At 75.0% G+C, this 17,822-nt stretch carries 12 protein-coding genes and 2 pseudogenes; 3 read left to right on the top strand and 11 right to left on the bottom strand.

Annotated elements, in window-relative coordinates; all coding sequences use genetic code 11:
• Positions 1-159: 159 nt before the first annotated feature.
• Positions 160-1,698, bottom strand: coding sequence for a glutamate synthase subunit beta (locus AB0I41_RS10170; RefSeq protein WP_357104396.1), 1,539 nt, complete (start codon positions 1,696-1,698; stop codon positions 160-162).
• A complete protein-coding gene (gene gltB, locus AB0I41_RS10165) occupies positions 1,691-6,346 on the bottom strand; it encodes a glutamate synthase large subunit (RefSeq protein ID WP_357104393.1) in 4,656 nt (1,551 codons plus the stop codon). The genes AB0I41_RS10170 and gltB overlap by 8 nt, the downstream gene beginning before the upstream one ends.
• Before the next feature lie 146 nt (positions 6,347-6,492).
• Between gltB and AB0I41_RS10160 the strand changes: the two genes are divergently transcribed.
• Positions 6,493-7,335, top strand: a complete 843-nt coding sequence (locus tag AB0I41_RS10160) for a GNAT family N-acetyltransferase (RefSeq protein WP_357104391.1) — start codon at positions 6,493-6,495, stop codon at positions 7,333-7,335.
• A gap of 142 nt (positions 7,336-7,477) precedes the next feature.
• Here AB0I41_RS10160 and AB0I41_RS10155 read toward each other — a convergent pair whose 3' ends face one another.
• Both AB0I41_RS10155 and lgt read right to left on the bottom strand, forming a co-directional pair.
• Positions 7,478-8,668 (bottom strand): NAD(P)/FAD-dependent oxidoreductase, encoded by a 1,191-nt coding sequence (locus tag AB0I41_RS10155; RefSeq protein ID WP_357104388.1) that lies wholly within the window; start codon positions 8,666-8,668, stop codon positions 7,478-7,480.
• 11 nt (positions 8,669-8,679) lie between these two features.
• Positions 8,680-9,849 carry a prolipoprotein diacylglyceryl transferase gene (gene lgt / locus AB0I41_RS10150; RefSeq protein WP_357104386.1) on the bottom strand — a complete coding sequence of 390 codons (1,170 nt, stop codon included), beginning with the start codon at positions 9,847-9,849 and terminating at the stop codon, positions 8,680-8,682.
• Positions 9,850-9,952: 103 nt separating this feature from the next.
• On the opposite strand from lgt, the gene AB0I41_RS10145 reads away from it, so the two are divergent.
• Complete coding sequence (locus tag AB0I41_RS10145) at positions 9,953-10,528, top strand: NUDIX domain-containing protein (RefSeq protein WP_357104384.1); 576 nt, start codon at positions 9,953-9,955, stop codon at positions 10,526-10,528.
• Between the two features lie 136 nt (positions 10,529-10,664).
• On the opposite strand, the gene trpA is transcribed toward AB0I41_RS10145, so the two are convergent.
• The 3 genes from trpA to trpC are packed head-to-tail and all read right to left on the bottom strand — an operon-like array spanning position 10,665 to position 13,548.
• The gene (gene trpA, locus AB0I41_RS10140; RefSeq protein WP_357104381.1) at positions 10,665-11,468 is read right to left on the bottom strand and encodes a tryptophan synthase subunit alpha; all 804 of its coding nucleotides are present in this window, start codon (positions 11,466-11,468) and stop codon (positions 10,665-10,667) included.
• 4 nt (positions 11,469-11,472) lie between these two features.
• Entirely contained in the window at positions 11,473-12,705 is a 1,233-nt protein-coding gene (trpB, locus tag AB0I41_RS10135) for a tryptophan synthase subunit beta (RefSeq protein ID WP_357104379.1), read from the bottom strand.
• A 39-nt stretch (positions 12,706-12,744) separates the two neighbouring features.
• Positions 12,745-13,548, bottom strand: coding sequence for an indole-3-glycerol phosphate synthase TrpC (gene trpC, locus AB0I41_RS10130; protein WP_357104595.1), 804 nt, complete (start codon positions 13,546-13,548; stop codon positions 12,745-12,747).
• Positions 13,549-14,038: 490 nt separating this feature from the next.
• On the opposite strand from trpC, the gene AB0I41_RS10125 reads away from it, so the two are divergent.
• Positions 14,039-14,317, top strand: a complete 279-nt coding sequence (locus tag AB0I41_RS10125; protein ID WP_357104376.1) for a hypothetical protein — start codon at positions 14,039-14,041, stop codon at positions 14,315-14,317.
• Here AB0I41_RS10125 and AB0I41_RS10120 read toward each other — a convergent pair.
• From AB0I41_RS10120 to AB0I41_RS10105, 4 genes and pseudogenes are all read right to left on the bottom strand, one after another.
• A complete protein-coding gene (locus AB0I41_RS10120; RefSeq protein ID WP_357104373.1) occupies positions 14,310-14,888 on the bottom strand; it encodes a Trp biosynthesis-associated membrane protein in 579 nt (192 codons plus the stop codon). The two genes, AB0I41_RS10125 and AB0I41_RS10120, sit on opposite strands and share 8 nt — an antisense overlap.
• Entirely contained in the window at positions 14,885-16,438 is a 1,554-nt protein-coding gene (locus AB0I41_RS10115) for an anthranilate synthase component I (RefSeq protein WP_357104370.1), read from the bottom strand. The genes AB0I41_RS10120 and AB0I41_RS10115 overlap by 4 nt, the downstream gene beginning before the upstream one ends.
• A 58-nt stretch (positions 16,439-16,496) precedes the next feature.
• A pseudogene (hisI, locus tag AB0I41_RS10110) lies at positions 16,497-16,853 on the bottom strand (phosphoribosyl-AMP cyclohydrolase); the annotation flags it as partial.
• Between the two features lie 228 nt (positions 16,854-17,081).
• Positions 17,082-17,405: pseudogene (locus AB0I41_RS10105) on the bottom strand (phosphoribosyl-AMP cyclohydrolase); the annotation flags it as partial.
• Positions 17,406-17,822 lie beyond the last annotated feature (417 nt).

Below are 17,822 nucleotides of genomic sequence, written 5' to 3'. Positions count from 1 at the left end.
GAACCGCAGGACGGTTCGGCAGCCGACAAGTCTGGCCGCAATTGAACCTATATGCCGGTGTTAGTGAGCGACCTCACCACCCGGAGCACGGCGAGGCCGACGCTTCGGGCGGATCGGCTCGGGTGGTGCGTCCGGTGGATGGACCGGACGCACCACCCGTCAGCGGGCGGCGAGCGGCTGCAGCGCCGGGTCCACCGGGGCCGGCAGGGCGGCGACCCCGCCCAGGTAGCGGTGGATCGCCGCGGCGGCGGCCCGCCCCTCGGCGATGGCCCAGACGATCAGCGAGGCACCCCGGTGCATGTCACCGGCGACGAAGACGCCGTCGGCGTCGGTCTGCCAGTCGGGCCGGGCGTCGACCGCGCCCCGGGCGTTGCGGGTCACCCCGAACTGGTCCAGCAGCGGCTGCTGCTCGGTGCCATCGAAGCCGATGGCCAGCAGCACCAGGTCGGCCGGGAGTTCGCGCTCGGAGCCGGGCAGCGGGGTGACGATCCGCCGGCCGTCCCGCTTCTCGACCGTGACCTCGGCGATCCGCACGCCCTTGACCTGGCCGGTGCCGTCGTCGACGAACTCCTGCACCGCGACGGCGAAGACCCGCTCGCCGCCCTCCTCGTGCGCCGGGTAGTTGCGCAGCACCCATGGCCAGGTCGGCCACGGGTCCCGGGCGGCGTCCCGGGTCTGCGGGGGCTCCGGGTAGAGGTCGAGCTGGTGTACGCCGGCCGCGCCCTGCCGGTGGGCCACGCCCAGGCAGTCCGCGGCGGTGTCACCGCCACCGATGATCACGACGTGCTTGCCGGCGGCGTCGATCGGGGTGCCGTCGGGCAGCACGGCGAGGCGGGGCTGCGCCGCGCCGACGCGGTGCGGGACGGCGGCCGCCCGGGCGACCACGCGGTTCGCGGCGACCAGGTGCGCCATCGCCTGGTGCACGCCGCGCAGCTGCCGGCCGGGGGTCTCCGGGGTGTCCCGGCCCTGCAGCGCGCCGCAGGCCAGCAGCACCGCGTCGTGCTCGGCGCGCAGCTGCTCGGCGGTGACGTCCACGCCGACGGCCACCCCGGTGCGGAACCGGACGCCCTCGGCGGCGAGCTGGGCCAGCCGCCGGTCGATGTGCTGCTTCTCCAGCTTGAAGTCGGGGATGCCGTACCGGAGCAGGCCGCCGATCGCGTCGTCGCGCTCGTACACGGTCACCGCGTGACCGGCACGGGCGAGCTGCTGCGCGGCGGCGAGGCCGGCGGGGCCGGAGCCGACCACGGCGACCGACCGGCCGGTCGGCGCCGGCACCGGGCGTGGGCGCAGCCCGCCCCGGGTTACCGCCGCGTCGGCGATCTCCACCTCGACCTGCTTGATGGTGACCGGCTGCCCGCCGCCGATGCCGAGCACGCAGGCGGCCTCGCACGGCGCCGGACAGAGCCGGCCGGTGAACTCCGGGAAGTTGTTGGTGGCGTGCAGCGACTCCACCGCGGCGTCCCAGTTGCCGGTGCGGACCAGGTCGTTCCAGTCCGGGATGCGGTTGCCGAGAGGACAGCCGGCAGTGTCGCTGTGGCAGAACGGGATGCCGCAGTCCATGCACCGGGTGGCCTGCTCGCGGATCAGCTCCTCGCCGGCCGGCGGGTAGACCTCGCGCCAGTCGCTGATCCGCACCGACACCGGGCGGCGCGCCGGCAGCCGCCGGTCGTAGCGCAGGAAACCGTTCGGGTCAGGCACGAGCCACCTCCTGGGCAGCCACCCGCGGGGCGGGCGGCACCGGCGCGGTCAACGCAGACATGACCGCGTCGTCGACGTCACGGCCGGCGGCTTCGGCGGCCCGCATGATCTCCATCACCCGGCGGTAGTCCCGGGGCACCACCGCGGTGAACTCCTCCACCGCCTCCGGCCAGCGCTTGAGCAGTTCCGCGCCGAGGTGCGAGTCGGTCTCCGCGACGTGCCGCTGCACCAGCTCGTGCAGCAGCTCGCGCTCCTCGTCACGCAGCGGCGTCAGGTCCACCAGCTCGGCGTTGACCCGACCCCGGTCCAGCCGGTGCACGTACGCCGTCCCGCCGGACATGCCGGCGGCGAAGTTGCGGCCGGTCTCGCCGAGCACCACCACGGTGCCACCGGTCATGTACTCGCAGCCGTGGTCGCCCACGCCCTCGACGACGGCCACCGCGCCGGAGTTGCGCACCGCGAACCGCTCCCCCACCCGGCCGCGCAGGAACAGCTCGCCGCCGGTGGCCCCGTACAGGATGGTGTTGCCGGCGATGATCTGGTCCTCGGCCCGCGCTCCGGCGGCGGCCTCCGGGTCGACGAACGGCGCGGCGGCGTCCGGGCGGACGACGATCCGCCCGCCGGACAGCCCCTTGCCGACGTAGTCGTTGGCGTCGCCGTGCAGCCGCAGGGTGACCCCGCGCGGCAGGAACGCGCCGAAGGACTGGCCGGCGGTGCCGCGCAGCACGAACTCGATCGTGTCGTCGGGCAGGCCGGCGCCGCCGAAGCGGCGGGTGACCTCGCCGCCGAGCATCGCGCCGACGCTGCGGTGCTCGTTGCGCACCGCCACCTCGACCCGGACCGGGTTGCCGTCGCGCAGCGCCGGCTGCGCCAGCGCGATCAGCTCGTTGTCCAGGGCCAGCTCCAGGCCGTGGTCCTGGGCCCGCACGCCGCGCCGCGCGGCGTCCGCGGGCAGCTCCGGCAGGTGCAGTACGCGCCCCAGGTCCAGCCCGTGCGCCTTCCAGTGCTCCACCGCCGGGGCGACGTCGAGCAGCTCGGTGTGCCCGATCGCCTCGTCGATGCTGCGGAAGCCCAGCTCGGCGAGGTAGCCGCGGACCTCCTCGGCGAGAAAGAGGAAGAAGTTCTCCACGAACTCCGGCCTGCCGGTGAACCGCTCGCGCAGCACCGGGTTCTGGGTGGCGATGCCGACCGGACAGGTGTCCAGGTGGCAGACCCGCATCATCACGCAGCCCTCGACGATCAGCGGGGCGGTGGCGAAGCCGAACTCCTCGGCGCCGAGCAGCGCCGCGACGAGCACGTCCCGGCCGGTCTTGAGCTGGCCGTCGACCTGCACGGTGACCCGGTCGCGGAGCTTGTTGAGCAGCAGGGTCTGCTGCGCCTCGGCCAGGCCCAGCTCCCACGGGGTGCCGGCGTGCTTGAGCGAGTTGAGCGGGGACGCGCCGGTGCCGCCGTCGTGGCCGGAGATCAGGATGACGTCGGCCTTGAGCTTGGCGACGCCGGCCGCGACGGTGCCCACGCCGACCTCGCTGACCAGCTTGACGTGCACCCGGGCGGCCGGGTTGACGCACTTGAGGTCGTGCACCAGTTGGGCGAGGTCCTCGATGGAGTAGATGTCGTGGTGCGGCGGCGGGGAGATCAGGCCGACGCCCGGCGTGGCGTGCCGGGTGCGGGCGATCCACGGCCAGACCTTGTTGCCGGGCAGTTGACCGCCCTCGCCGGGCTTGGCCCCCTGGGCCATCTTGATCTGGAGGTCGTCGGCGTTGACCAGGTATTCGCTGGTCACGCCGAAGCGGCCGCTGGCGATCTGCTTGACCGCGGAGCGGCGGGCCGGGTCGTACAGCCGCTCGACGTCCTCGCCGCCCTCGCCGGTGTTGGACCTGGCACCGAGCCTGTTCATCGCGACGGCCAGGGTCTCGTGCGCCTCCGCCGAGATCGACCCGTACGACATGGCGCCGGTGGCGAACCGCTTGACGATCTCGGTGGCCGGCTCGACCTCCTCGACCGGCACGGGCGGGCGCACCCCGGTACGCAGGGTGAACAGCCCGCGCAGCGAGCCGGCCCGCGCGGCCAACTCGTCGACCTTGGCGGTGTACTGCCGGAAGACGTCGTACTGGCCGCTGCGGGTGGCGTGCTGGAGCAGGAACACCGTCTCCGGGTTGAACAGGTGCAGCTCGCCCTCGCGGCGCCACTGGTACTCGCCACCGACCTCCAGCCGGTCGGAGGTCTGCGCGCCCTCCGCCGGCCAGGCCAGCGCGTGCCGGGCGGCCACCTCGGCGTGGATCTCGTTCAGCCCGATCCCGCTGATGGTGCTGGGGGTGCCGCGGAAGTAGCGCTCCACGAGCCGGGTGTGCAGCCCGACCGCCTCGAAGACCTGCGCGCCGCAGTACGACGACACCGTCGAGATGCCCATCTTGGACATGATCTTCAGGACACCCTTGCCGAGCGCCTTGACGTAGTTGCGCACCGCCTTTCCCGGGTCGACGCCGACCAGCGCCCCGGTGGAGATCATGTCCTCGACCGACTCGAAGGCCAGGTACGGGTTGACCGCCGCCGCGCCGTACCCGACGAGCATGGCCGCGTGGTGCACCTCGCGGCAGTCGCCGGACTCGACGATCAGCGCCACCTGGGTGCGGGTCTGCTCGCGGACCAGGTGCTGGTGCACCGCCGCGGTGAGCAGCAGCGACGGGATCGGCGCCAGGTCGGCGTTGGAGTCCCGGTCGGACAGCACCAGGATCCGGACGCCGTCCTCGATCGCCTCGGAGACGTGCCGGCAGATCTCGGTCAGCCGGGCCCTGATGCCGGCGCCGCCGTCGCGGACCCGGTAGAGCCCGGAGACCCGGACCGCCTTGAAGCCGGGCAGGTCGCCGTCCTCGTCGATGGAGAGGATCTTGGCCAGCTCGTCGTTGTCGATCACCGGGTACGGCAGCACGATCTGCCGGCAGCTCGCCGGGCCCGGGTCGAGCAGGTTGCCCTCCGGGCCGATGGTCGACGTCAGGCTGGTCACCAACTCCTCCCGGATGGCGTCCAGCGGCGGGTTGGTGACCTGGGCGAAGAGCTGGTGGAAGTAGTCGTAGAGCAGCCGTGGCCGGGTGGACAGCGGCGCGATCGGGGTGTCGGTGCCCATCGAGCCGATCGGCTCGGCGCCGAGGCGGGCCATCGGCGCGAGCAGGATCTTCAGCTCCTCCTCGGTGTAGCCGAAGGTCTGCTGGCGGCGGCGGACCGAGTCGTGGGTGTAGACGATGTGCTCGCGCGGCGGCAGATCGGTCAGGTCGATCAGCCCGGCGTGCAGCCACTCGCCGTACGGCTGGGCGGCGGCGAGCTCGGCCTTGATCTCGTCGTCCTGCACGATCCGCCCGTTGACGGTGTCGACCAGGAACATCCGCCCCGGCTGGAGCCGTCCCTTGGCGACCACGGTGGCCGGGTCGAGGGCGAGCACGCCCGCCTCGCTGCCGAGCACCACCAGTCCGTCGGAGGTCCGCCACCAGCGGCCCGGGCGCAGCCCGTTGCGGTCCAGCACCGCGCCGACGATCTCGCCGTCGGTGAAGGCGACCGAGGCGGGCCCGTCCCACGGCTCCATCAGGCTGGCGTGGAACCGGTAGAAGGCCGCCTTGTCCGCCCGCATGCCCGGGTCGTTCTCCCAGGCCTCCGGGATCATCATCAGCACCGCGTGCGGCAGGCTCCGCCCGGCCAGGTGCAGCAGTTCGAGGACCTCGTCGAAGTTGGCCGAGTCGGAGGCGCCCGGGGTGCAGACCGGGAAGATCCGCCGGATGGCGCCGGGGAGGTCGGGGCTGCGCAGCAGCGCCTCCCGGGCCTGCATCCAGTTCCGGTTGCCGCGGATGGTGTTGATCTCACCGTTGTGGGCGATGAACCGGTACGGGTGGGCCAGCGGCCAGGACGGGAAGGTGTTGGTGGAGAAGCGGGAGTGGACCAGCGCGATCGCGCTCTCGACCCGCTCGTCGGTCAGCTCCGGGAAGTACGCCGGCAGCTGGTCCGGGGTGAGCATGCCCTTCCAGGTCATGGTCCGCGAGGACAGCGACGGGAAGTATGCCGGCACGCCCCGCTCGGCGCTCTCCCGCTCGGCCTGCTTGCGGACACAGAACGCCACCCGGTCCAGGTCGAGGCCGACCAGCGGGGAGCCGGCCGGGCCGGCCGGGGTGTCGGTGAGTCGGTGCGCGGCGAGGAAGATCTGGCGGATCCGGGGCATCGCCGCGAGCGCGGTCTCGCCCAGCCCGCTCGGGTCGACCGGCACGTCCCGCCAGCCGAGCAGGTCGGCCCCCTCGACCAGGGCGTACTTCTCCACCACCTGCCGGGCGCGGACCTCCCCGGCGTCGTCGTCGGGGAGGAAGACCAGGCCGGTGGCGTACTGGCCGGCCGGCGGCAGCGGGAAGTCCACCACCGCGCGCAGGAACGCGTCCGGGACCTGGATCATGATCCCGGCGCCGTCGCCGGTGTTGTGCTCCGCGCCCCGGGCGCCGCGATGGTCCAGGCGGCAGAGCGCGCCGAGGCCGCCCGCCACCACCGCGTGGGAGCGCCGGCCGTGCAGGTCCGCCACGAAGGCCACGCCGCACGCGTCGTGCTCGTTCGCCGGGTCGTAGAGACCGGCCGCGGGCGGGGCCGACTGCGGGCTGTGAGGGTACGGAAGGGCCACCGGGCCTCCTGTCGTCACTCAGGATGGATCATGGTCGGGACGACGTCGGCCCTTGGCGGTCTATTGAGTCTACGTTAGGGCGACCCCCGCAGGGCCAGTGCAGATTGATCACACCTTCCAGACTCTGGGACATGTAGTCTCGCGCGGTGGATCCCCTGCACAGCGAACTCGTCGCCCGGCTGGAACGCTTCTACGACGCGGTGCCCCGGAACGCCGCGCGCGTGGAGGAGTACGGCGCGCTCGTGCTCTTCGTCCGGGAAGGAGCGGGTTGGCCGTTCTACGCCCGACCCCGCCTGGACGCCACCGAGCCCCCGACGCTGGCCGACGTGACGGCGGTCCGTGAGCGGCAGCGGGAGCTGGGCCTGCCGGAGGCCCTGGAGTGGGTGCACGAGACCACCCCGGATCTGCTCGCGGTGGCCCGCGCGGCGGGGCTGAGCGTGCTGGAGGCGCCGCTGATGGTGCTCGACCCGGCCGCCCTGCCCGACCCGGCGACGCTCACCGCCGTACCGGTGCGGATGCTGGACCCGGACGCGCCCGGCTTCGCCGCGGACGTGGCCGCCCGCCGCGCGGTCGCCGCGGTCGGCTTCGCCGCCGCCGGCACCGCCCGGGGCGACGTCGGCCCGGCACAACGGGACGCCACGGTCACCGAGCTGGACGAGGCGGCGCTGGACGAGGAGCGGGCCCGCATCGCCGACGGCCGCCGGTTGTCGGTGCTGGCCGGCACGCCCGAGGAGGGGGCGCTGGCCAGCGGGATGGCGATGCGGGTCGGCGACGTGGCCGAGATCGCCGGGGTGGCCACCCTGCCGGCCGCGCGCCGCCGGGGGCTGGGCGCGGCGGTCACCGCCGCGATCGCCCGCGAGCTGCTGGCCGCCGGCACCGACCTGGTCTTCCTCTCCGCCGGCAGTGAGGAGATCGCCCGCGTCTACCTCCGGGTCGGCTTCCGCCGCATCGGCACCGCCTGCATCGCCGAACCCACCGCCCTCATCTGATCCCCACACCCCGGCTCCCGGCTCCCGGCTCCCGGCGATCATGAAGTTGGCGGTGTCCGCGTCGGTGTCGTGCCGCCAACATCATGATCAACGCGGAAGCGCGCGGAGGCGGCGGGCGCGCGGGCGGTGCGGCGAGCGGGGGTCAGGGGGTTGGGGGGCGCCACTGGGCGGCCGCGGAGGCGGCGCTGGAGAGCAGTCGGGGGCTGATCGTGCCGAGGGCGGCGTCGCGGGCCCGCAGGGCCAGCCGGCCCCGGGCCTGGAGGACCGCCGACATCCGGCGGGTCTGCCGTACCACCGTCGCCGCGCGGGGGCGGCGCAACCGGTCGTACGTCTGCACGGCGTCGGGCAGCCGGGACTCGCGCAGCAGCGAGGACAGGGTGGCCGCGTCCTCGAAGGCGAGACAGGCGCCCTGCCCGAGGTGCGGCGGCATGGCGTGCGCCGCGTCGCCGAGCAGCACCACGCCGCCGGGGCCGGCCGGGAAGCCGTACGCCCGGGGCAGCGGGCGCAGCTCGCGGACCTCCTGCTGCACCAGGTCCGCCGGGTCGGTGGCGTCGAGCAGCTCGCCGATCGGGGCGGGCCAGCCGGCGTACCAGCGCTTGAGCAGGGCGAGCTGGGTCTCCGGCGGCTCCGGCCGGGGCGCTCCGGCGGCGGTGGCGACCCAGTAGATGCCACCCCGGCGGGAGGCGCCGGAAGAGCCGCGCTCGCCCAGCGAGGCGGCCACGAAGCGGTAGCCCGCGCCCAGCACCTCCCCGCCGACCGGCTGGTCGCCCGGCAGCCGGGGCGCCCGGTACCAGGGAATCACCGCGCGCCAGGCCGCGCAGCCGGAGCTGACCACGGCCGAGGACGGGGCGAGCTGGCGACGTACCGCGCTGTCGGTGCCGTCGGCGGCGACCACCAGGTCCGCCTCGACCAGGTGCGCGCCGGCGCCGACCGCCGACCGCTGCCCGGGGCGGACCCGGACGGTGTCCACGGTCACGCCGGTGCGCAGCTCCACCCGGTCGCCGAGCCCGGCGATCAGCGCGTCGTGCAGGTCCTCCCGGTGCACCACCACCGGCATCCGGTCGGCCGGCGTGGGGCGCGGCTGCACCAGCCAGTGGCCGTCCGGCCGACGCACCCCGGCGTCGGGCAGCGGGGTGGCGATCGCGTCCAGTCCGGCGCCGAGGCCGAGCGCGTGCAGCGCGCGTACCCCGTTGGGCCAGAGCACCACGGCCGTGGCTTCCGGGCGGACCCGGTCCGCCCGTTCCAGCAGGGTGACCTGCCAGCCGGAGCGGGCCAGCGTGCCGGCCACCGCCAGCCCGCCGAGCCCGGCGCCGACCACCACCGCGGTGCGCATCCCCGCCCCGCTCAGCTGTCCCGGTCGGTGGGCCGGCCGCCGGCGGCGCCCGCCCGGTCGTCCCGCTCCGGCGCGTCGCCGTCACCGTCGCGCTCGGGCGCCGTCCCGGCGTCGGCCGGGGGCTCGTCGTCGGTCGCCGTGGTCACCTCGGCGGCGGGTTCGTCGGGGACCTCACCGGTCTCCCGGTACGCCCGGAACTGCTCCTCGCTGACCGTCCGGTAGCCCTCCGGGGCGACCGCCCGCGGCCCGTTCTCGGTGCGGGAGAGGTCGACCTGGGAGACGTCGCCACCGGTCGGCGGGGCCGGGGTGGCCGGCACGCCCACCGGGATCAGGTACTCGCGGGGGCCGCGGACCCGCACGAAGTAGATCAGGCCGCCGAGGAAGACCAGGGCGGCGGTCCAGACGTTGAGGCGGACCCCGAGGATCTGGTTCGCCTCGTCGGTGCGCATCAGCTCGATCCAGAACCGGCCGGCGGTGTAGCCCATCACGTAGAGCGCGAACGCCCGGCCCTTACCCAGCTTGAGCCGGCGGTCGAGGGCGAACACCAGGGCGGCGACGCCGACGTTCCAGAGCGCCTCGTAGAGGAACGTCGGGTGGTAGAGCCCCGGCTCCAGGATCGGCCGGCCGGCCTCGTCGCGCAGCGCGTGGCCGGGGTGCACAGAGTCCATCTTGTGGATCTCCAGCCCCCAGGGCAGCGTGGTGCGGCCGCCGTAGAGCTCGTTGTTGAACCAGTTGCCGAACCGGCCGACCGCCTGGGCCAGCGGCAGGCCGGGGGCGAGCGCGTCGGCCACCACCGCGAACGGGATGCCGAGCTGCCGGGCGGCGATCCAGGCGCCGACCGCGCCGCCGGCCACCGCGCCCCAGATACCCAGACCGCCCTCCCAGATGGCGAACGCCTTCAGCGGCTCGCCACCGGCGCCGAAGTACTTCTCCGGCGAGGTGATGACGTGGTAGATCCGGGCGCCGACGATGCCGGTCGGCACCGCCCAGACCGCGATGTCGAGCACCGCGCCGGGAGCCACGCCGCGCTGGCGCAGCCGGCGCTCGGTGACCCAGCAGGCCAGCACGATGCCGAGGATGATGCAGAGCGCGTAGGCCCGGATCGGCACCGGCCCGAGCTGCCAGACCGCGGTGGTCGGGCTCGGGAGGGCAGCCTGGGGGCTCAACGAGGCGAGGGTCACGGGTGCAAAGGCTACCGCTGCGCACCGCATCCGCGGCACCCCGGTCCGGCGCGCTTCGTGTGCCGGATGACTTCCGGTTTGCCGGCCCGTACGCTCTTTGTCCATGAGCACGCTCACCTGCGCGGTCGCCGCGGTCCTGACCGACGAGGCCGGTCGGGTGCTGCTGTGCCGGGGCGACCGGGGCGGGCGGTGGGCGCTGCCCGGCGGGCGGCTGCGCCGACCCGGGTGCCCGACCGGCGCGGTGGCGGGCGAGGTCCGGCGAGAGACCGGGTGGTCGGTCGACGTGATCGACCTGGTCGGCCTCTACCACCTCACCTGCTCGTGCGATGGGCCGCCGGCGCCCGATCCCCTGCCCGACGTGCTGGTGCACGTGTTCCGGGCCCGTACCCGGCAGGGTACGGCCGACGAGCCGCCGGCCGGGTGCACTCTCGCCTGGCACCTGCCGGACCGGCTGCCCACCGAGGTCACCCCGGTCACCCGGGCCGCCCTCGCCGACGCCCGGGCCGGGCGCTCAGGGGTGCTGCGCGACCTGCGCCCCGACGGTGCGGCGGGGGCCGCGGTCCCGCCCGACGTGCCGACGAGGCCCGCGACCCCGGTGGGCGGAGGCTCGCAGTCCCGGGCGGGCGATCCCGGGCCTCCTGCGCCGCGCGCCGCGTCGGCCGTCCGACCCAGTCCCTGACCGAGGCGCCCCCGCGCCCCACGCCGCACTCACGGCACGGACCGAGGCGCCCCCGCGCCCCACGCCGCAAACGGAGTCGACCACGCCGGCGCGGTCGCGGGGCACCGGGCGGGCGGCAACGACCGGGCCGCCGGAGTCAGCGGGCGGGGTGGCGGACGCCCTCGGCGAGTTCGGCGCTGAGCGTGCGCAGGGCGGTCAGCCCGGCGGCGGAGTCCGGGGCGTCGAGCAGGCAGCGGACCAGGGCGCTGCCCACGATCACGCCGTCGGCGTACCCGGCGACGGTGGCCGCCTGGGCGCCGGTGCCCACGCCGAGGCCGACGCCGACCGGCAGGTCGGTGACCTCGCGGAGCCGGGAGACCAGGATCGGCGCGGCGTCCGAGGTCTGCGCCCGGGCGCCGGTGACCCCCATGATCGCGGTGGCGTAGACGAAGCCACGGCAGTGCTCGACGGTCATCTTCAGCCGCGCGTCGGTGGACGAGGGCGACACCAGGAACGTGCGGTCCAGGCCGTGCTCGTCCGAGGCGGCCAGCCACTCGCCGGCCTCGTCGGGGATCAGGTCCGGGGTGATCAGGCCGGTGCCGCCGGCGGCGGCGAGGTCGCGGGCGAACGCGTCGACGCCGTACTGCTCGATCGGGTTCCAGTAGGTCATGGTGACCACCGACGCGCCGGTGGCCGCGACCGCCTCGACGATCCGCAGGGTGTCCGCCGTGCGGACCCCGCCGGCCAGGGCGATGTCGCTGGCCTTCTGGATCACCGGCCCGTCCATCACCGGGTCGGAGTACGGGATCTCCACCTCGATGACGTCGACGCCCGCCTCGACCATGGCGGTCATCGCGGCGATGCTGCCCTCGACGGTCGGGAAGCCGGCCGGCATGCAGCCGACCAGCAGGGCCCGCCCGTCGGCGCGGGCCTTGTCGAAGGCCACCCCGATCCGACTCACGCTGTCACTCCTTGTCGAGGATGCCGAAGTACTCGCCGGCGGTGTGCACGTCCTTGTCACCCCGACCGGACAGGTTGACCACGATGACCGGTTCCCGGCCGAGTTCGGCGGTGAGCCGGGGGGCGATCTTCAGCGCGCCGGCCAGCGCGTGCGAGCTCTCGATCGCCGGGATGATCCCCTCGGTACGGCAGAGCAGCTCGAACGCGGCCATCGCCTCGGCGTCGGTCACCGGCTCGTACGTGGCCCGGCCGCTGTCGTGCAGCCAGGCGTGCTCCGGCCCGACGCCCGGGTAGTCCAGCCCCGCGGAGATCGAGTGCGACTCGACGGTCTGGCCGTCGGCGTCCTGCAGCACGTACGTGCGGGTGCCGTGCAGCACCCCGGAGGTGCCGCCGGTGATGCTGGCCGCGTGCCGGCCGGTCTCCACCCCGTCGCCGCCGGCCTCGAAGCCGTACAGGCGCACGTCGGCGTCGCCGACGAAGGCGTGGAAGATGCCCAGCGCGTTGGAGCCGCCGCCGACGCAGGCGGCGACCGCGTCCGGCAGCGCGCCGGTCAGGTCGAGGCACTGCTGGCGGGCCTCCTCGCCGATGCCCCGGACGAAGTCGCGGACCATCTCGGGGAACGGGTGCGGGCCGGCGGCGGTGCCGATCAGGTAGTGGGTCTCGTCGACGTTGGCGACCCAGTCCCGCATCGCCTCGTTCATCGCGTCCTTCAGGGTGCGCGAACCGGCGGTGACCGGGACGACGGTGGCGCCGAGCATCCGCATCCGGGCCACGTTGAGCGCCTGCCGCCGGGTGTCGACCTCGCCCATGTAGACCACGCAGTCGAGGTCGAACAGGGCGGCCGCGGTGGCGGTGGCCACCCCGTGCTGGCCGGCGCCGGTCTCGGCGATCACCCTGGTCTTGCCCATCCGCTTGGTGAGCAGCGCCTGGCCCAGCACGTTGCGCACCTTGTGCGCCCCGGTGTGGTTGAGGTCCTCCCGCTTGAGCAGCACCCGGGCGCCGACCTTGGCGGAGAACCGCTCGGCGGAGTACAGCAGCGACGGGGTGCCGGCGTAGTCGCGCAGCAGGGCGTCGAACTCGGCGAGGAAGGCCTCGTCGGTCATCGCCTTGCGATACGCGGCGTCCAGCTCGTCCAGCGCCGCGACCAGCGCCTCCGGCACGAACCGGCCGCCGAAGCGGCCGAAGTGACCGGCGGCGTCGGGAAGCTGGCCGGCCGGGGCCGACGCGTTGGCGCTCATGACGGTGTCCTCTCCCTGGTGCGGGTGCCGGCGCTCGGGTCAGCGCACCGGGCGGGGCGTTGCCGGGTGGTTGCCGGCGTTGACCAGCTCGGCGACCGCCTCGCGGGGGCTCTTCTGGGTGACCAGGCCCTCCCCCACCAGCACGGCGTCGGCGCCGGCCGAGGCGTACCGGATGAGGTCGTGCGGGCCGCGCACGCCGGACTCGGCGATCTTGACGACGCTGCTGGGCAGGCCGGGCGCGATCCGCTCGAAGACCGAGCGGTCGACCTCAAGGGTACGCAGGTCGCGGGCGTTGACCCCGATCACCTGCGCGCCGGCCTCCAGGGCGCGGTCGGCCTCCTCCTCGTCGTGCACCTCGACCAGCGCGGTCATGCCGAGCGACTCGATCCGCTCCAGCAGCCCCACCAGCGCGTTCTGTTCGAGCGCGGCGACGATCAGCAGCACCAGGTCGGCGCCGTGCGCGCGGGCCTCGTGCACCTGGTAGCTGGAGACCACGAAGTCCTTGCGCAGGACCGGGACCTGCACGGCGGCCCGGACGGCGGCCAGGTCGTCGAGCGACCCGCCGAACCAGCGCCCCTCGGTCAGCACGCTGATGGCCCGGGCGCCGCCGGAGGCGTACTGCCCGGCCAGGTCGGCCGGGTCGGCGATCTCGGCCAGCCGACCCTTGGACGGTGAGGAACGCTTGACCTCGGCGATCACCGCCACGCCGGGCCGGCGCAGGGCCGCGTACGCGTCCAGCGGTGGCGGCGCGGCGGCGGCCAGCTCGCGGATCCGCTCCAGCGAAACCTGCTCCTGCCGCCGCGCCACGTCCTCGCGGACGCCGGCCAGGATCTCGTCGAGCACGCTTTCGGACGCCGCCGAACCGGCCCCGTCCCCCTCCGCGTGCGCATGCTCAGCAGTCACCAACGGACTCCCCTCTCCGGGTGTCATGGGCCGATGCTAGGGGGCGCCAGCTGGCGACGGCTGCCGGGGGTATGGCGCTCCTCACGAAATGGGCTGTGGCATGATGGCCGACGTTCCGGTGAACGTGATGTCACACAGCGCCACCGCGCCCATCGACCGGTGTCATCCGCACCCGCCGCCGGGCCGGCGCGCGACAATCGAACGTTGCCCATGGACAATGAGAGCACGGCGGCCCGGTCCGCGCAGCACGGCGACGCCCGTCGATGCTGTGACGAAGCTCAAGGAAGAACGACCCTACCCAGGTCGTTCGCCCCGACGGACAGTTGATCCGCCCGTCACCGCGGTGAAACGTGAGCGGGGCAGCCTGTCCACCAGGCAGACTCGATGACGCGCCTGCCGAGAAGTAGGACTCCTCCTGCGGGGTGACCACATGAGCACGACCGGGCCGAACTCCACCGCCCTCGGACTGACCACCATCTCCCGCACCGTCGCCTCGCTGGCCGTCGGCGTGGTGCACACCCTCGAACGTGCCGTGGTCGGCGAGGGCCGGATGCGTACCGCGCGCGGCAACGCCTGGGAGGCCGTCTGCGCCGACCGCGCCCGCGCCGACCAGCGGGCCGAACTGGACCGCCTGGTGGCCGAACTGGCCGCCGCCCGGGCCACGGTCCGGGACCGCCGCGAGGTCCGCGAGTCCCAGCCGGTCAGCTGACCGTCGGATCCTCGCCCCGGTCCAGCGCGTCCCACGCCTCCCGGGTGCCGCGCTCGGTGGCCGGGTGCCCGTCGGCCCCGGACGGCGCGCCGGCGCCGGACCGGCGCTCGTACCGGGCGCCCATCGCCGGCCAGCGCTGACCGCGCGCCGCGGTGAGGGCGCCGCCGAGCGCCGCCAGCACCCCGCCGAGCAGGCAGAGCGCCGGCCACTGCCGGCTCACCTCGCCGCCGAACGTGGCGACCGATCCGTACCCGCCGCCGGCCGCCACCGCCGCGCCGAGCAGCGCCAGCAGCCCGCCCAGCAGGCGGCGGACCTTTCCCCGGGTGGCCAGCACCGCGCCGCCCCCGGCCAGCCCGACCAGCGCCAGCGCCGACAGCCAGGGCAGCAGGTCGGCGCCCGAACGGCCCTGCCGCGCCGACGGCAGCGACCCGCGGCCGGCCAGCTCCACCGACCAGGTCCGGGTCGCCGCCCAGCAGGCCAGGCCCGCCCCGGCCAGGCAGAGCAGCACCGCGTACGTCAGCTCGCGCCGGCCCGGCGCGGACGGCGCGGCGGGCGTGTCCGGGCCGCTCATCGGGCCGGCCGGAGGGTCTCGGCGGCGGCGATGGCGGCGAGCACCGCGGCGGCCTTGTTCCGGGTCTCCTGGTCCTCGGCGGCGGGATCGGAATCGGCCACCACCCCGGCTCCCGCCTGCACGTACGCCCGCCCGTCGCGGATCAGCGCGGTGCGGATGGCGATCGCCATGTCCAGGTCGCCGCCGAAGCCGAAGTAGCCCACGGTGCCGCCGTAGAGGCCCCGCCGGACCGGCTCCAGCTCCTCGATGATCTCCATGGCGCGCACCTTCGGGGCGCCGGAGAGGGTGCCGGCCGGGAAGGTCGCCGCGAGCGCGTCGAAGGCCGTCCGGTCCTCGCGCAGCGTGCCCACCACGGTCGAGACGATGTGCATCACGTGGCTGTACCGCTCGATGGTGGCGAACTCCGGCACCTCCACGGTGCCCGGGCGGCACACCCGACCCAGGTCGTTGCGGCCCAGGTCGACCAGCATCACGTGCTCGGCCCGCTCCTTGGGGTCGGCGAGCAGCTCCGCGGCGAGCCGGGCGTCGGCGTCCGCCGTGGCGCCGCGCGGACGGGTGCCGGCGATCGGGTGCAGCAGCGCGCGCCGCTGCCCGTCCGCCCCGGCGTTGACCTTCAGGTGCGCCTCGGGTGACGAGCCGACGATGTCGAAACCGTCGAAGCGCAGCAGGTACATGTACGGGCTGGGGTTGGTGGTACGCAGCACCCGGTAGACGTCCAGCGGGTCGGCGTGGGTGTCCCGCTCGAAGCGCTGGGCGAGCACGATCTGGAAGCACTCGCCGGCCCGGATCGCCTCCTTGGCCGCCTCGACCGCCTTCGGATAGCCCCCGTCGGGGGTACGGCTGACCACCTCGCCGGCCGGCGGCCGGCCCACGGTGGAGATCATGGGCGGAATCGGTCGGGACAGCGCGGTGGTCATCGCGTCGAGCCGCCCCACCGCCTGGTGGTACGCCGCCGCGACCAGCGCCTCCCGGTCCGGCACGTCCATCGGCGGCAGCACCGCGTTGGCGACCAGGATCGCCGAGCCGTCGTAGTGGTCGAGGACCACCAGGTCGGTGGCGAGCATCATGCCCAGCTCCGGCACCCCGAGGTCGTCCTCGGTCAGCTCGGGCAGCCGCTCGAAGCGCCGGATCAGGTCGTAGCCCAGGTAGCCGACCATGCCGCCGGTCAGCGGCGGCATGTCGCTGGCCGGGTCCCAGACCGGGCCGGCGAGGGCCTCGACGGTCTCGCGCAGCACCCGGACCGGGTCGCCGGAGGACGGCACACCGGCCGGGGGCCGGCCGGTCCAGACCGCGACGCCGTCCCGCTCGACCAGGGTCGCGCCGCTGCGCACGCCGATGAACGAGTACCGGGACCAGGCCATGCCGGCCGAGCCGACGCCCTGCTCGGCGGATTCCAGCAGGAAGGTGCCCGGACCGCCGGCCAGCTTGCGGTAGACGCCCACCGGGGTCTCCGCGTCGGCCAGCAGCCGCCGGGTCACCGGCACCACCCGCCAGCTGGCGGCCAGCTCGGTGAAGCTGCCCAGGTCGGGGCTCAGCGTACCGTCGGTCATCGCCGGGACTGCCTCTCGTCCGCGCCGGCGCGGTCCGGCCGCGCCCCGCTCCTCGCGCTCACCGGTCGCTCCCCGCGCCGGTCACCGGCAGGTCGGTGAAGAAGCACGTGCGGTGCCCGGTGTGGCAGGCCGCCCCGACCTGGTCGACGCTGACCAGCAGCGCGTCGCCGTCGCAGTCCAGCGCCACCGAGCGGACGTACTGGTGGTGGCCGGAGGTGGCCCCCTTGACCCAGTACTCCTGCCGGCTGCGCGACCAGTAGGTGGCCCGGCCGGTGGTCAGCGTGCGGTGCAGCGCCTCGTCGTCCATCCACGCGACCATCAGCACCTCGCCGGTGTCGTACTGGCGCACCACGGCGGCGACCAGGCCGTCGGGGGTGCGGCGCAGCCGGGTGGCGATGGCCGGGTCGAGGCGGGACGAACCTACCGCGCCGGCAGCGGCGTCGGCGTCGCTCGGGGAAGAGTCAGTCACGGGCACAGTGACCCATTGTCCCGCACGCGGCGCGGGGACCTGCGGGGCGTACCCGCCCCGGCGGGCCGCCCGGGCGAGCTGGGCGACGTAGCGGTCCAGCCGGCCGTCGGCCAGCGCTGCGGCGAGGTCCGCCCCGGCCACCTCGGCGACGCGGTCGGCGTACGGGCGGACCAGCGGAACGACCCCGGCGACCAGGCGCGCCGCGGCGGCCCCGAGCTGGCCGGTGGAGCCGGGGCGCAGCCCGAGGCAGAGCAGCATGTCGTCGCGGTAGCCCGGCGGGGCGACCGGCAGGGCGAGCACGGCGGCGAAGGCGGCCCGCCGGGACACCACCCGGACGCTCGGGTTGGCCAGCCGCAGCACCGAGGGGCAGAGCCGGGCCAGGTCGGCGGCGGCCAGCCGCACCCCGAGGTGGTCGCCGGCGGCGCGGGCGGCGGCCACCTTGCCCAGCGTCGCCACCAGCTCCTCGAGCCGGGGCTGGTCGGCGGGCTGGCAGAGCACCGGCAGGTCGAGCCGGGGTCGCCAGTCCTCCTCGGCCCAGAGCAGCCGGACCGGCGCGGTGACCGGCAGGCCGAACGCCCAGTCGGCTGGTTCGCCGAGCCGGTCGACCCAGGAGCGGACGTCCCAGGCGGCCACCGAGACGTGCAGCAGCCGCCCGCCGACCTCGACGAGGTACGCGTGCCGGGCGGCGTACGGGGTGCGGCCGGTGCCGGCGGACCGGCCCGTCGCGCCCGGGGTGGGCGGGACGGGCCGGTCGTCGTCGGAGACGAGCACGTCGAGGTCGACGTCGCTGTGTTCGGTGGCGGCCCGTCGGGCGTGGCTGCCGCGCAGCAGGATCCCGACGACGCGGCGCTCGGCGCCCTCGCGCAGCCGGGTCGCCCAGTCGTCGAGGAAGGCGCCCGCCAACAACGGAGCGTG

This window comes from Micromonospora sp. NPDC050200, from assembly GCF_040656135.1.
Taxonomy (GTDB): domain Bacteria; phylum Actinomycetota; class Actinomycetes; order Mycobacteriales; family Micromonosporaceae; genus Micromonospora.
Note: the sequence above shows the minus strand (reverse complement) of the source record. Positions and strands in the feature narration are given on the sequence as shown.

What these genes read in the sequence shown, in the direction of transcription:
- AB0I41_RS10155 (WP_357104388.1), bottom strand. Translation starts at nt 8,668, where the DNA reads ATGCGCACCGCGGTGGTGGTCGGCGCCGGGCTCGGCGGGCTGGCGGTG.
- AB0I41_RS10145 (WP_357104384.1), top strand. Translation starts at nt 9,953, where the DNA reads ATGAGCACGCTCACCTGCGCGGTCGCCGCGGTCCTGACCGACGAGGCC.
- trpB (WP_357104379.1), bottom strand. Translation starts at nt 12,705, where the DNA reads ATGAGCGCCAACGCGTCGGCCCCGGCCGGCCAGCTTCCCGACGCCGCC.
- AB0I41_RS10125 (WP_357104376.1), top strand. Translation starts at nt 14,039, where the DNA reads ATGAGCACGACCGGGCCGAACTCCACCGCCCTCGGACTGACCACCATC.
- AB0I41_RS10120 (WP_357104373.1), bottom strand. Translation starts at nt 14,888, where the DNA reads ATGAGCGGCCCGGACACGCCCGCCGCGCCGTCCGCGCCGGGCCGGCGC.
- AB0I41_RS10115 (WP_357104370.1), bottom strand. Translation starts at nt 16,438, where the DNA reads ATGACCGACGGTACGCTGAGCCCCGACCTGGGCAGCTTCACCGAGCTG.